General features: G+C 72.4%; 16 protein-coding genes. 10 read left to right on the plus strand and 6 right to left on the minus strand.

What is annotated here, in order from left to right; all coding sequences use genetic code 11:
• The 4 genes from H5J33_RS09215 to H5J33_RS09230 form a co-directional block, all read left to right on the plus strand.
• On the plus strand, nucleotides 1-188 hold a 188-nt coding region (locus H5J33_RS09215), incomplete at its 5' end, for a hypothetical protein (RefSeq protein ID WP_181794396.1).
• Between the two features lie 56 nt (nucleotides 189-244).
• Entirely contained in the window at nucleotides 245-1,033 is a 789-nt protein-coding gene (locus tag H5J33_RS09220; RefSeq protein ID WP_181794397.1) for an AzlC family ABC transporter permease, read from the plus strand.
• 1 nt (nucleotide 1,034) lies between these two features.
• Complete coding sequence (locus tag H5J33_RS09225; protein WP_181794398.1) at nucleotides 1,035-1,355, plus strand: AzlD domain-containing protein; 321 nt, start codon at nucleotides 1,035-1,037, stop codon at nucleotides 1,353-1,355.
• Between the two features lie 87 nt (nucleotides 1,356-1,442).
• Nucleotides 1,443-2,723 carry an ATP-grasp domain-containing protein gene (locus H5J33_RS09230; RefSeq protein ID WP_181794399.1) on the plus strand — a complete coding sequence of 427 codons (1,281 nt, stop codon included), beginning with the start codon at nucleotides 1,443-1,445 and terminating at the stop codon, nucleotides 2,721-2,723.
• 226 nt (nucleotides 2,724-2,949) lie between these two features.
• On the opposite strand, the gene H5J33_RS09235 is transcribed toward H5J33_RS09230, so the two are convergent.
• Nucleotides 2,950-3,657, minus strand: coding sequence for a lytic polysaccharide monooxygenase (locus tag H5J33_RS09235; RefSeq protein WP_181794400.1), 708 nt, complete (start codon nucleotides 3,655-3,657; stop codon nucleotides 2,950-2,952).
• 322 nt (nucleotides 3,658-3,979) lie between these two features.
• Between H5J33_RS09235 and H5J33_RS09240 the strand changes: the two genes are divergently transcribed.
• The gene (locus H5J33_RS09240) at nucleotides 3,980-5,311 is read left to right on the plus strand and encodes a PD40 domain-containing protein (RefSeq protein WP_181794401.1); all 1,332 of its coding nucleotides are present in this window, start codon (nucleotides 3,980-3,982) and stop codon (nucleotides 5,309-5,311) included.
• Nucleotides 5,312-5,346: 35 nt separating this feature from the next.
• Here the strand turns inward: H5J33_RS09240 and H5J33_RS09245 are convergent, their stop codons facing one another.
• Nucleotides 5,347-6,033 (minus strand): nitroreductase family protein, encoded by a 687-nt coding sequence (locus H5J33_RS09245; protein WP_181794402.1) that lies wholly within the window; start codon nucleotides 6,031-6,033, stop codon nucleotides 5,347-5,349.
• Between the two features lie 135 nt (nucleotides 6,034-6,168).
• On the opposite strand from H5J33_RS09245, the gene H5J33_RS09250 reads away from it, so the two are divergent.
• From H5J33_RS09250 to H5J33_RS09260, 3 genes are all read left to right on the plus strand, one after another.
• On the plus strand, nucleotides 6,169-6,672 hold the full coding sequence (locus tag H5J33_RS09250; RefSeq protein ID WP_181794403.1) for an Lrp/AsnC family transcriptional regulator: 504 nt from the start codon (nucleotides 6,169-6,171) through the stop codon (nucleotides 6,670-6,672).
• A gap of 442 nt (nucleotides 6,673-7,114) precedes the next feature.
• A complete protein-coding gene (locus tag H5J33_RS09255) occupies nucleotides 7,115-7,327 on the plus strand; it encodes a hypothetical protein (RefSeq protein ID WP_309485365.1) in 213 nt (70 codons plus the stop codon).
• Nucleotides 7,320-8,396 (plus strand): PleD family two-component system response regulator, encoded by a 1,077-nt coding sequence (locus tag H5J33_RS09260; RefSeq protein WP_181794405.1) that lies wholly within the window; start codon nucleotides 7,320-7,322, stop codon nucleotides 8,394-8,396. The genes H5J33_RS09255 and H5J33_RS09260 overlap by 8 nt, the downstream gene beginning before the upstream one ends.
• Nucleotides 8,397-8,602: 206 nt before the next feature.
• Here H5J33_RS09260 and H5J33_RS09265 read toward each other — a convergent pair whose 3' ends face one another.
• Both H5J33_RS09265 and H5J33_RS09270 read right to left on the minus strand, forming a co-directional pair.
• The gene (locus tag H5J33_RS09265; RefSeq protein ID WP_181794406.1) at nucleotides 8,603-9,403 is read right to left on the minus strand and encodes a phosphotransferase enzyme family protein; all 801 of its coding nucleotides are present in this window, start codon (nucleotides 9,401-9,403) and stop codon (nucleotides 8,603-8,605) included.
• A gap of 77 nt (nucleotides 9,404-9,480) precedes the next feature.
• On the minus strand, nucleotides 9,481-10,008 hold the full coding sequence (locus H5J33_RS09270; protein WP_181794407.1) for a DUF6584 family protein: 528 nt from the start codon (nucleotides 10,006-10,008) through the stop codon (nucleotides 9,481-9,483).
• A gap of 85 nt (nucleotides 10,009-10,093) precedes the next feature.
• Between H5J33_RS09270 and H5J33_RS09275 the strand changes: the two genes are divergently transcribed.
• Nucleotides 10,094-11,092, plus strand: a complete 999-nt coding sequence (locus H5J33_RS09275) for a DUF4232 domain-containing protein (RefSeq protein ID WP_181794408.1) — start codon at nucleotides 10,094-10,096, stop codon at nucleotides 11,090-11,092.
• Between the two features lie 82 nt (nucleotides 11,093-11,174).
• On the opposite strand, the gene H5J33_RS09280 is transcribed toward H5J33_RS09275, so the two are convergent.
• Nucleotides 11,175-11,504 carry a hypothetical protein gene (locus tag H5J33_RS09280; RefSeq protein ID WP_181794409.1) on the minus strand — a complete coding sequence of 110 codons (330 nt, stop codon included), beginning with the start codon at nucleotides 11,502-11,504 and terminating at the stop codon, nucleotides 11,175-11,177.
• A gap of 359 nt (nucleotides 11,505-11,863) precedes the next feature.
• On the opposite strand from H5J33_RS09280, the gene H5J33_RS09285 reads away from it, so the two are divergent.
• Complete coding sequence (locus tag H5J33_RS09285) at nucleotides 11,864-13,000, plus strand: NAD(P)/FAD-dependent oxidoreductase (RefSeq protein WP_181794410.1); 1,137 nt, start codon at nucleotides 11,864-11,866, stop codon at nucleotides 12,998-13,000.
• Nucleotides 13,001-13,094: 94 nt separating this feature from the next.
• Here H5J33_RS09285 and H5J33_RS09290 read toward each other — a convergent pair.
• A partial coding sequence (locus H5J33_RS09290; protein WP_181794411.1) for an aminotransferase class III-fold pyridoxal phosphate-dependent enzyme occupies nucleotides 13,095-13,527 on the minus strand: 433 nt, incomplete at its 5' end.

Consider the following 13,527-nt stretch of genomic DNA (forward strand, 5'->3'; position numbering starts at 1 on the left):
TCCACCTCGTAGACGAGGGCGTGGCCGAGGCCGAGGACGCGCTGCAGGTGGCAGGCAGCGACGCGCAGCTGTTCTACCGGCGGGCCGCCGTCGAGTCGCTGTGGCTGGGGTCCCCGGCCGAACTGCGCGCCGAGGTGGCGCCGTTGCTGCGCACCCGGATCGCAGCGCCGGGTCCGGTCGTCCTGTAGAACTGCACAGAGACGATCGCACTCGAAGGAGATGGGCCCGTGATCGAGGTACGACGGTGAGCGACGCCGTGAACAAGGAGACACCCGCCCGCACCGGAACCGGTGCCACGGCCGACGCGCGCACCGAGTTCTGGGCCGGCGCACGCGCCATGACACCTTTCATGATCGCCGCGTTCCCGATGGGCATCATCGCCGGGGCCGCCGGTATCGCGGGAGGAGTGGGCTGGCTCGGCACCCTGGGCATGGGCGCGGCTGTCAACTCCGGCACCGCGATGCTCGCTGGCCTCGAACTGCTGCGCGACGGCTCGCCGTTACCGGTCATCCTGCTCACCACACTCGTGCTCAGCCTGCGCATGATGATCTACGCCATCATGCTCCGGCCGCACCTGCGGGACATACCGCAGCGCTGGCGGGCCCTGCTGGCCTTCGGCCTGGTCGACGCCACGTTCTTCATCGTCATCGAACGCTTCAGGAAGCCGGTCGGCATCCGTGAGCGCCAGTGGTACTTCCTCGGCAGCGTCACCGCGATGTTCGCCAACTGGGTCAGCTCCCTCGTCATCGGCCTGGCGCTGGGCAGCGCGGTGCCCGACATCGCCGGCGAGAGCCTCGAATTCCCCATGACGGCACTGTTCATCGCGATGATGGCCGGGGCCCTGACCAATTGGAAGGTATGGGTCTCGGTCCTGGGCGCCGGTGCCCTGGCCCTGATCTCCCACCCGCTGCCGTACAACCTGTACGTCATCGTGGCGACCCTCGGCGGGGCCGTGATCGGCACGCTCTGCGAGGCGGCGGAGAAGCGCCACAAGAAGAAGGCGGAGCCCTCCGACATCCCCGAGGCGGTGTGAGATGACGCTGACCCTGCTGATCATCGGCATGGCACTGTGCGCGTTCGCGACCCGCTGGGTGCCCCTCGTCCTCTTCGGGGACCGGGAGCTGCCCGACGCGGTGAAGAACGCCCTCAACTACGTGCCGGGCGCCGTGCTCGCCGCCCTGGTCTTCCCGGCCGTGTTCACCCCGATGTGGGACAGCGGCGAGAGCGAGTGGGCCGTCCCCACGCTCGTCGGCGGCGTGGCCACCCTGGTGGCGGGCCGGTTCGTCAAACACTTCCTGGCCGTCACCGTCATCGGTGTGGTCGTCTTCTTCCTGGTCAAGAACTTCGTCGGCTAGGCGGAACCGGCCCCACGGCCCTGAAGAGCAACCGCCCACGACCGGGAAGGCCAGCCACTCGGCCGTCCCTTCGAAAGGATCCCCCGTATGGAGCGCCGTCTCGCGGTCGTCTACGAGAACGGATCGGTCAACCCGCTGGAACTCGCCGCGGCCGCCCACGCCCACTGCGCGCTGGTCCTGGTCTGCGACCCCGCGTCCGCGAGCGTCCGGTCGGCGCTGCCGCTGCTGCGCGAGACGGGCACCGTGGTGACCTACGACGCCGGGACCCCGCCGCGGGAGACCGCGGCCCGGCTCCGGGAACTCGGCGTCGACGGCATCACCACCTTCAGCGATCTGACGATCGAGCTGACGGCCGAGCTGGCCAGGTTGCTCGGCCTGGACTTCCACAGTCCCCGCACCGCCGCCCTGCTCGTGGACAAGCACCGGCAGCGCGCCCGGCTGGCCGAGGCGGGCCTGCCGACACCGCGGCACACGGCGGTGCGGGCCGGTGCCGGGGAGGAGGCCGTCCGGGCGGCGGTGACCGCCGTCGGGGTCCCGGCCGTCGTCAAGCCCCGCCAGGGCGCGGGCAGCCGCAACACCGTCCTGGTCGATACCGTGGAGGAGGGCGTACGAACCGTCACCGCACTGCACGCGGCCGGGGAAACCGACCTCGTGCTGGAGGAGTACCTGGTCGGCGACCCCACCGTCGCGGGACCGCACTGGGGTGACTACGTCTCGGTCGAGTCGGTGGTCCACGCGGGGCGGATCACCCACGTCGGCGTCACCGGCAAGCCCCCGCTGCTGGAGCCCTTCCGGGAGACCGGCGCCTTCTTCCCCGCCGACCTGCCCGAGCCGGTGCGGGCGGAGCTGCTGACGGCGACGGGCGACGCCCTGCGGGCCCTCGGCGTGACCGGCGGCATCGCGCACACCGAGTTCAAGCTCACGGCCGACGGCCCCCGCCTCATCGAGGTCAACGGCAGGCTCGGGGGTTTCGTCAACGACGTCGTGGGCCGCGCCACGGGCTTCACGCTCCTGCGCACCGCACTCGACTGCGCCCTCGGCGGCCTGTCCGGCCCGCCCGCCGTCCCGGCTCCCGAACGCGTCGCCTACCAGCGCTTCCTGGCCCCGCCCATGGACGCCCGGGCGGTGGCCTCGGTGACCGGGGTCAAGGAGGCCCGCGCCCTGCCCGGCGTCCGCCGCGTCGAACTCGCCAAGTCACCCGGCCAGCCGGTGGACTGGCGTCAGGGCACCCAGGCGTTCGTGGGCATCGTCTACGGTGACGCACCCGACCACCCGGCCCTCGCGGAACGCCTGGCGCACCTCGACACGGTCCTCAGGGTCGCCTACGAGACGGAAGCGGCCGCGGAGGACGTCACGACCGCTTCCTGACGGCGGCTCCGCCCGCCCCCGCTTGCGGCTCGCCGGCCGGGGCCCTTGTCACGGACCCCGGCCGCGTGCCGATGACCCGCACGATCCGCGGGCCGCCCCGCGATGGCCCTGCCGGTGGCCACCCCGCTTTCGGCAACCGGTCCGCGGGCGACGGCTCGATCCACGCCCACCGTCCACCGCCTCGGCCGACGGCACGACCGGACCGACGGCCGGCCGGACCTGCCGCCTAGCAGGCCCCGAGGTCTTCCCAGACACCCCACTGGCCGGTGGTGCCGGGCTTGTCACCCGTCACCCACCACTTGGCGCGCCAGGTGTGGCCGCCGTACGAGGCGGTGTCGCCGCCGTTGTAGACGTGCGCGGCGTCCCAGGCCGGCGCGGTGCAGGTGTCCCCGCCGCCGCCGCTGCCTCCGTCGCTGCCGCCGCCGATGTTGACGTCGACGCAGGAGTAGAAGGCGTTGGCGGTGTCCGCGATGTTCCAGACGGCGAGCACCTTCTGACGGCCGGTGAAGCCGCCGAGGTTCACCTGCTGGCTGACGTCCGCGGCCGGCTGCTGGTTGTGGCCGTCGAACTCGGCGATCTTCCGGCCGCCGATGAAGTACTGCCAGTTGGCGGTGGCGTGCCGGGCGGTGTTGTGCCACGTGAACGTCGCCGTGGTGCCGACCGGCGTGGCCTTCCAGCCCTTGCTGTCGTTGTCGAGCTCGGCGTACTCCGCGTGTCCGCCACTGCAGCTCTGCAGGCCCTTCGGCCCCTCGACGCTCTGCGGTTCGTACTTGATCTGGCCGCAGTCGACGGTGCCTTCCGCGCACTGCTGCTGCCGGCTGGTGGGCAGGGTCACCCAGCCGTGGGCGCTGGCCGTGCTCGCGGGGAGGCTGACGGCGATCACCGGGGCGACCAGCGCGCCGATCGCCAGAGCCGCTCGTCTTTTCGTGTTCATGCCGTGCCACTTCCTTCGGTGTGTGCCGGATCCGTCGCCTGTGCGGCGCGGGTTGCCGTTCGTGCGGGAAGAGTCGAGACGCGGGCGAAAGGTCTGGACCTATCGCCTGTTAGGTCTAGACCATAGCCGTAGACCGGATTCGGTCAAGAGGCTGGACAAGGCGAACTGCGCGTCGTGAACTCAGGTGGCCGGATCGTCTGTTGACCCGGGCGGGCGGGCCGGGGTTGGCTCGGCTCGGGCCGCGGGGCGGCAGGGGGTTCTGTCCGGTCGCGCCGTCCCGTTCCGGTGGCGGTGGCCGGCTCAGGCGGGCAGGGGAGGACACATGCGGTTCCGGGGACCGGTCGTCTTACCGGTGGTGGTGCTGGCCTGCGCGGCGGGTGTGCTTCCGGCGGCGGCCGTACCGCAGGCGCGCGGCGGGGCGCGGGATCCGGGGCCCGTGGTGGTGAGTACGGCGGCGGACGGCACCCCGGCCGACGGGGACTCGCAAGGCGCCGTGCTCAGCGGGAACGGCCGCTTCGTGGCCTTCCTCTCGGATGCCGGCAACCTGGTGCCGGGCGACACCAACGGCCTCGCCGACGTCTTCGTGAAGGACCTGCGCACCGGTGCCGTGGACCGGGTCGACGTCGCCAGTGACGGCAGCCAGGCCGACGCCACCGCCTCGCACGTCTCGGTGAGCGCGGACGGACGCTACGTCGCGTTCGACTCCGCTGCCGGCAACCTCGCCCCCGGGGACATTCCCGGTGCCTGGGACGTCTTCGTGCACGACCGCGCCACCGGGCGCACCGAGGCCGTCGTGGCCAACCCGGGCGGTGTCCCGGGCAACAGCTACGACCCGGTGATCAGCGCGAACGGCCGCTATGTGGCATACGCCTCCTACCGCGACGACCTGGTGCCGCAGGACACCAACAGCGGGATCGACGTGTTCGTGTACGACCGGGCGAGGGGCACCACGAGGCTGGTCAGCGTCTTCACCGACCACCTCCAGGGCACCAGCACCTCCCTGGCGCCCTCGACCAGCGCGGACGGCACCAGGATCGGGTTCCGCCGGATGTGGTACCCGCCGCGCGGGGCGGCCGCGCGGGAGCCGAGGGCGCCGAGGCCCTGGTGGTTCTACGTCCACGACACCCGCACCGGGAAGACCGTGCCCGCCGCCGTCGACCGCGACGGCGGCACCCTCGGCATGCCGGCGTCGCCCGCGACGGGCCTCAGCCCGGACGGGCGCTACGCGGTGTTCTCCTCCCCGTCGGCCGACGTCGTGGACGACGACACCAACGACGCCGCCGACGTGTTCGTCCGTGACCTGGCCACCGGCACCACCCGGCGCGTGAGCACCGCCGCCGACGGCACACAGGCGCGCGACGGCTCGGGGCGGGGCCTGCTCGGCGCGGGCGGCCGGCGGGCGTTCTTCGTCTCCGCCGCGGACAACCTCGTGCCCGGGGACACCAACGGCGTCACCGACGTGTTCGCGAAGGACCTGCGCACGGGCGCGGTACGGCGGCTGGACGTGGCCGCGGACGGCGCCGAGAGCCCCACCGGGACGTACGAGGTGACCGCGGACGCCGCCGGCCGCACCGTCGCCTTCCCCCACGACGACGGCCTGGTACCGGGCGACACCAACGGCCACCGGGACATCCTCGCCGTGCGGCTGCGCTGACGGCGCGGCCCGGCCGCCGGCCGGGGCGGACCGGTTCAGAGCAGGCCCGGGCTCTCGACGGTGACCTCCGACGGCGACTTGCGGGCGAGGTCCGGGACCTCGCAGTCCGCCGCGGCGTAGCCGATGGGGAAGAGGATGTAGGGCCGTTCGTTGCCGGGCCGCCGGCAGATCTCGGTGAGGAAGCCCATCGGATTGGGGGTGTGCGTCAGCGTGCTCAGCCCCATCGCGTGCAGGGCGGCGATGAAGAAGCCGCAGGCGATCCCCACGCTCTCGTTCACGTAGTAGTTCTTGCGCAGCGAACCGTCCGGCAGCGGGGTGCTCTTCTCGGCGAAGCAGACGACGATCCACGGCACCACGTCGAGGTAGCCCTTGTCCGAGTCCGTCTCCAGGCGCGCGAGTGCGGCGCGCCACTCGGGCGGGATCCGCCCGCCCTCGTAATTGACCCGTTCCTCCTCCTCCGCGGCGAGCCGGATACGGTGCTTGGTCTCGGCGTCACCGATCACGGCGAACTTCCAGGGCTGGAGGTGAGCCCCGGACGGCGCGGTGTTCGCCGCGGCGATGGCGAGGTCGATACACGCGCGGGGCACCGGCTCGTCACTGAAGAACCGCACGCTGCGCCGGCGGTCGAGGAACGACACGAAGTCCTTCCCCCGCCGGACCATCTCGGCCTCGTCGTACCGGTCGGGCCGGTAGGGGATGAACGGATGGGTGTGCTGCCTCACGACTGCTCCTCGTGGACGGGGAGCCACAGCGTGGGCCACCGACGGCCGGATGGGCAACAGACCCTTTGTTCCCTTGCTAATCTGACGAAAAACGAGGCGTGAAGGTGTCTCCCAGGTCGCAGATCGGCAGGTGCGGTGGCACGGCAGGGACTCGACCGGCTCGACGGCCGGATGCTGCGCCTGCTGCGGGAGCGTCCGCGTGCGGGCCTGCTGGAGATCGCCCGCCAACTCGGCGTGGCGCGCGGCACATTGCAGGCCCGGCTCGACCGGCTCGCCGGCTCCGGCGTGGTGACCGGCTATGGACCGGACGTGGACGTCGCCGCCCTCGGCCACGTGGTCGAGGCGTTCACCACCTTCGAGGTGGACCAGCCGGCCCGCGAGGCGATCGTCGCGTGCCTCCGGGACGTGCCGCAGATCCTCGAGGCCCACATCGTGACGGGCCCCGGCGACATCTGGTGCCGCATCGCGGGTACGAGCAACCAGCATGTGCAACACGTGATCGACCACGTCCTCGAAGTGCCCGGCGTCCGCCGCAGCACGACGGTCATCGCACTGAGCGCGGTCATCCCCTACCGGGTCCAGCCCCTGGTCGACGAGCTGGCCGGTCTGCCGAAGAAGCCGGACGCGCAACGGCGCTGACGGGCACCCCGCCGACGGAGGCCTGACGGCCGTCGCCCGGCCCACGGCCCTCCACGGTCGCCGGCACGGTACGTGACGGCCGCGCCGACGGCGTGTGCCACACGGTCGGTTCCTCGAGGCAGCGCTCGCGGGTCCCGCGGCCGGCGGGCACATCGGCCCCACCCGCCCCTCGCGCACCGTTGCAGAGCAACACTCCGGCAACGGATCCCGCGCCAGAGTCCTGACCGGCCACGACGGCGGCACGAGCGGCGGCAACGTCCGCGCAACAGGCGGTTCGCGCGGCCCCGCTTCCGGGTCCGGGACCGCAACGCCCCCGGCTTCGTCCATCCTGGTCCCACCGTCCGCGATCGGCCGGATGGGGGAGCGCATGCCCCTGCCGCACGGCGGTGGGGCGCACGAAGGGAGCGCGGTGGACCGTCCTCTGTTGTCACCGAGATCAGCCTTGGTACTTCTGCTCGCCCTGCTCACCGGCGCGACGGCGAGCGGGCTGACGGCCGTCGCCGGGGAAGGCGCGGCCCGCTGCCTGCTCGCGGGCCTCGCCGCCACAGGACTGGCCGTGCCGTTCTTCAACCGCCTCATCGCCGCCGAGGACAACGCTCCCCGGCCCCCGGCCCGTGTCGGCGCCGGCCCGGCCGAGAGGGACGGCGATGGGTGAACTGCGACCGCTCGGACAGGACCTGAACGCGGCTTCCCGGGCATTGGCCGAGGCACTGCGCGAGCTGTTCGAGAGCCTTGACGTGTCCGTCCGCCGGTACGCGGCCCGGCGCCGGCTCGATCCGGGCACGGTCTCCCGGTACCTCAACGGCACCCGGTTACCGCCCTGGCAGGTGATCAGCGACCTCTTCACCGACGTCGCCGAGCATCGCGGCACCGCGGTCACCACCGAGGCCATCGAGCTGGTGCGGGGCCTGTACGGCTCGGCCGTGGACGCCGCCTCGTCACCCAGGCACGCGGTGGAGATCCTGGAGCGGCAACTGGCCGACGCCGACCATGTGTCCAGGCGGTCCAGCGTCCGCGGGGACGTCCTCGGCGACGCGCTGCTGGACCGGACACAACGCATCGCCGACCTGGAGACGCGGATCAACCAGCTCGAAGCCGACCGCATCGCGGAGCAGAGACGAGCGGACGAGTTCGCCAAGGCGCACCCGGACGTCTACGGCCTCATCCAGGAGCGCGACGCGCTCCGGCTGGAAGTCGACCGGCTCGGCGCGGCCCTGAAGGAGGCACAGGCCCAGCGCGCCGCGGCGGAGGACCGCTGCACGCTGCTCGAACGCCAGCTGGACGCCGTAGAGCAGGCCGCAACGGCCGTACTGCCGACGGGACGGAAGGTCATGCCCAAGATCCTCGTCGTGGACGATCAGCCGGACAACCTGCTGGCGATGACCGCCGTACTGGCGACGCTCGAACAGGAACTCGTCACCGTCTCCTCCGGCCGGGAGGCCCTCAAGGCCCTGCTCGACCACGACGACTTCGCCGTCATCATCATGGACGTGCAGATGCCGGAGATGGACGGCTACGAGACCTGCGCCCACATCAAGCGCCGCCCCAGGACGCGAGACGTGCCCATCATCTTCCTGACGGCCATGGGCACGGGATCCGAGCACTCCGCCCGTGGATACGCGGCCGGTGCCGTCGACTACATCAGCAAACCCTTCGACCCGTGGGCCCTGCGCGCCAAGGTCGCCGTGTTCACCTCCATCTACCTGGAGCGGCACGGGCAGTAGCCCGCTCGCCGGCGAGGCGGCGGTGGCTCACCCGGATGAAGTGGGGGAGTGGGGAGGAAGTGCCGTCGTCGACCCCGACGGGGTGAGCGCGTTGCGCGGCGCCGGGCGTACTGATCGTTTCGGACCGAGGGCACGACTCGGCCGGGCACGACGACCGGGCGCAGTGTCACCGTCCGGCCGGAAGCCCTCCGCGACGGACTGTCCGGTCAGTTCAGCAGGGCAGCCGTGAACGCCTCGCGGTGGTCCACCAGCCACGTCCGCACGCGGTCCCAGCGTTCCCATCCGCCGTGCTCGGCCAGCGCCTGGAGATAGCCGGGGTCACCGCCGGCCACACGGCGGGCGACGAACGCCCGGCAGACTTCCGTGGCCTGCTCGATGACGCCCGGCAACTCGGCGCGGTCCTCCGGCGAGAGGCCGTAGCCGTCGGCGAGGATCCGCAGCCGTGCGGGCGCGTCCGGTCCGGAGGGATGGAGGACGGCCGCGGATCGGGGGTCCAGCATGGGCACCCAGTAACGGGCGGTCATGGCGATGTCCCACAGGGGACGGCCCGGGGCCGCGAAGTCGAAATCGATCAGGGCGGCGGGCCGGCCGTCGCGGAAGACGACGTTGTCCGGGCACACGTCGTTGTGGCACAGCATCGTTCCCCCCTCCGGGTCGGCCAGGTCCCGGGGCCACTCGGCACGGGTGTCGACCGCGACGGCCGCGCTGGTCACGTGCAGGCGCCGCAGCAGGCTCCCGACCGAAGCGAGGGCGGAACCCGTCATCGCCCAGTCGGGGTAGGGCGGCGAAGGCACGTCCCCCGGCATGAACGTCAACTGCTCGCGGCCGTCCGCGGTGAGCCCGACGGGGGCCGGCGCCGCGTCGAAGCCGTGCTCCCTCAACGCGAGCAGATGGGCGTGCAGGGCGCGCGCGTTGCGCGGCGCCGGGCGCTCGACCAGCGCGCCGCGGCGGAAGACCGCCCCCGTGTTGACCATCCCGCCGACCAGTGCCTCCCTTTCAGCCGTCATGACGATCACGCTACTGCCGGACGAAGGCGGAACGCCATGGACGCCCACCGGCCCCTCACCGGTCCCGGTGGCCCGCCCTATTCGAAGAGAGCGACGACTCCGTTCACCCAGATCGCGAGGAACAGGAGGGCCACCACCAGGCAGCCGGCACCCATCAGCACCTCGCCCACCGACCACGGGTGCGCGGGCTGCCCGGAGTCCTCCTCCAGACCGTCCCGGTAGGAGTCCGGGTCGTCCCAGTCGACGGAGCGCCCCAGCTCCTCGGCGCAGGCGGTCCGCACCGCGACCAGCTGACGCTCCGCGAAGGCGGTGGCGGCCACCGTCTCGGGGCCGCGCCAGGCGAGGGCCTTCATCCGCCACGCGGGAGACCCGTACCGAGCCTCGAACGCGGCGGTCTCCCCGGCGTCGCGGTCCTCTTCCAGGTACATCCAGCGTCCGGCCTCGGCGGCGTCGCCGTAGAGCCGGTACACCTCGGCCAGACGCCGGCGGAGCGTCAGGTCGTACGGGAAGGACGAGACGAGGCCGCGCAGACGCTGGCGCGCGAGGGGAATCCGGCCGGCGGCCAGGTCCGCGTCGACTCGGTCAAGGGTCTCACTCAGGGGCATGAACGTATGATCGAGTACCCCAGCGAGTCACGGCGACCCGATTTCGCCGCCCGGCACGCGCTCACTACCTTGATGGGATGGCCGGATGCGCAGACCCGCTGACCTCCGCCCCGCTTCCGCCGCGTCCCTTGCCCTGCTGCCGGCTCTCGCCGCCGCCGCCGTGCTGCTCACGGCGTGCGGGACGGAGCACACGGGGACCGGGAGCAGCGGCGCCCGTGCGTCGGCGTCCCAGGACGGCACGCGGATCGAGGATCCAGGCAAGGACGGCGTACGGATCACCTCGCTGACCCTTCCGTCTGCCTCCCCCTCGCCCACCCTTGGCCACTCCGTCTCCGCCGACACGCTCACCACGGGACCGGACTCGGGGATCTCCGCCGCGTACGAGGTCACCAACGACGGCACCGAGGCGTGGACGTACTCGGTCGTCTTCACCTTCGTGAGCGGCGACGGCGGAGCCGTGGCCAACCAGACCGAGACCGTGCGCGGCGTCGGCCCGGGACAGACCGTGCGGGGCACGGTCCGGGCCGGGCAACTCCCGTCGGCCGCACCGCGGGTGACGGGGGCCAAGGTGCTCGAGGTGACCAAGGTCCCCGCAGGGGAGGCGCCTGCCGGACCGGGCACGTGTCCCGCGTCCGGGATCCGGGTCAGCGCCGACAAGGGCGATGCGGCCATGGGACTGCGCGTCGTGGGCCTGCACCTCGACAACTGCGGCAAGCGCGCCTACACCGTCGAGGGCTACCCGCTGCTGGAACTCCTGGACGACGCGCTCCGGCCCGTCGACGGCGTCGAGATCCTCCACGGCAGCGGTGGGATCACCACCGGTGCCGGACTCGACGAACGGCCCCGGACCGTCCGGCTGAACCCCGGCGAGTCGGCGACCGCCGAGCTGGTGTGGCGCAACACCACCGGGTTCGGCACGCCGGTGAACGTGCCCTATGTGCGGGTCCGGGCGCGGAAGGGCGCCGATCCGGTGACGGTGACCCCGCACCTGGACCTCGGAACCACCGGGAAGCTCGGAGTCGGGCCGTGGGTGAAGGCGGAACGCCAGGGCTGCCCCGACGGGACGTGCCGGAGCTCCGGTTGAGCCCCTCGCCTCGAAGACCGGTGCGGGGACGGCCACTTGCTCCGGTCATGCCGTCCCGGTCGCGAGCCTCCCGCCGAGCGGGTCAGGAGAACGGCAGCGGGCCGGGCAGCAGCCAGGTGGCCGCCGCCGCTCCGCTCACGCAGGCCGTCGTCCAGCCCGCCCAGGCCCGTCCGGAAAGGCTCCGGACCGCGTGCGCGGCTTCGGAGGCGAGGACCACTCCGCAGACGAGGGCCAGGAACAGATCGTCCCAGACGAGTTCGGGCCGGCCGATGAGCAGCCAACCCGCCACGCACCCCGCCAGCCCGGCGGCCATGTGACGCCACGGTGTCGGCTTGACGGGTTCCGACGAGGTGCGTACGCGGTGCGTCAGGATCAGCGCGATGTCCGCGAGGGCCGCCGCTATCGCAATCAACCAGTGCTCCATGAACGTGACTTGCGGGCATTGCCGAGCGACGGAATGCCCGACGCAGTCCGTTGCTCAGTGTGATGTCGTCGCCATGGAAACACACATTGCATAATTTTGACCACTTCATGGTGTGACGGGGGCGGGGCGTGAACGGGAGGTCACGGACCTGGAGGCGATCTGTCGGTGGCCACGGGCGGTTTGTCGGTGGTTTGTCGGCCGGCGGGCGGAGGTTGGTGGTGGGCGGAGGGCTCCCGGTGGAGGGGCCGGCCGCCGGCATCGCATCGCCCCGGTGTTTCCGCGGCGGTGCTCGCTTCGGTGACCGCCCGGTACCCGCCCGGCGGTCCGCACCCGGAAGGAAACCTCCCATGGCTGTTGACGTCACGATCATCGGTGCCGGACTCGGTGGTCTCATGCTCGCGCGTGTCCTGCACGTGCACGGGATTCCGGCCACGGTCCACGAGGCGGAGCCCTCCCCGGCCGCGCGCTCGCAGGGAGGAATGCTCGACATCCACGACTACAACGGGCAGCTCGCCCTGAAGACGGCCGGACTGATGGACGAGTTCGGCGGCCTCGTCCTGGAGGGACGACAGGCGATGTGGCTCCTGGCCCCGGACGGAACCGTCCTGTTCGACAAGGCCGACGACGGTACGGGAGGACGCCCCGAGGTGCAGCGCGGTGAACTGCGGCAGATGCTGCTCGACTCGCTCCCGCCCGGAACCGTCCGGTGGGGGCGCAAGGCCGGCCGTGTCCGGTCCCTCGGCGGGGGCCGCCACGAGGTCGTGTTCGCCGACGGCGGCACCGTCGTCACGAGCCTGCTGGTCGGCGCGGACGGCGCGTGGTCGCGGGTGCGGCCCCTGCTGTCGGCGGCCACACCCCGGTACACCGGCAAGTCGGTCGTCGAGACCTATCTCTTCGACGCCGGCCGCCGTCACCCGGCCGCCGCGCGAGCCGTCGGCGGCGGGTCGATGATCGTGCACGCTCCGGACCGGGAGATCTTCGCCCACCGGGAGAAGGGCGACACCCTGCACGCCTACGCGGGGCTGACCGAACCGGAGGACTGGTTCGCCGCCATCGACTTCACCGACGCCGCCGCGGCCACCACGCGGATCGCCCGGGAATTCGAGGGCTGGGCACCGGAACTCACCGCACTGATCACCGACAGCGACACCGCACCCGTCCTGCGCCGCCTCTACGCCCTGCCGGCCGAGCACCGGTGGGACAGGGTGCCGGGGGTGACCCTGATCGGCGACGCGGCCCACCTGGCGGCCCCGAACGGCGAAGGCGCCAACCTGGCCATGCTCGACGGTGCCGAACTCGGCGAAGCCCTCGCCGCGCACCCCGACGACACCGAGGCGGCGCTGAGCGCGTACGAGCAGGTCGTGTTCCCCCGCAGCGCCGAGGCCGCCGTCCTGGAGGGCGGCGGCGCCCACGGGAGCGAAACCGACAGCCCCACACCCCACGACCTGATCGCCGCGTTCACCCGGAACGAGGAGTCCCGGTAAGGCCGGCACTGCGGGCGTGCACGTGTGCGCCCTTCCGGGGCGGCCGGCCGGACACTGTGCCGGCCGCCCCGGCAATGGACCAGCGGGCCGTGCCTCAGACGGTGTCGCGGACGGCGCGGGCGAGTGTGCGCAGTCCCTCGTCCGTCTCGTCGGCGGAGATGGTCAGCGGCGGCAGCAGCTTGACGACTTCGCTGCGGGTGCCCGACGTCTCCAGCAGGAGACCCAGGTCGAAGGCCCGTCGGCAGACCTCGGCCGCCCGCTCCGCCCGGGAGAACTCCAGGCCCCAGACCAGGCCCCGGCCGCGGTGGCGCGCTCCGCCGGCCCCGTCCTCGTCGCAGAGGGCCAGCAGGGCCTGCTCGACCTGCTCACCCCGCGCTCGGGTGTGCTTCTCCATCTGGTCGTCGGACCAGTACATGTGCAGCGCGGCGGTGGCGGTGACGAAGGCGGGGTTGTTGCCGCGGAAGGTGCCGTTGTGCTCGCCGGGCTCCCACACGTCCAGCTCGGGCCGGAACAGCGTGAGCGCCATG

Source organism: Streptomyces sp. WELS2 (assembly GCF_013870595.1).
In the GTDB taxonomy this organism is placed as follows: Bacteria; Actinomycetota; Actinomycetes; order Streptomycetales; family Streptomycetaceae; genus Streptomyces.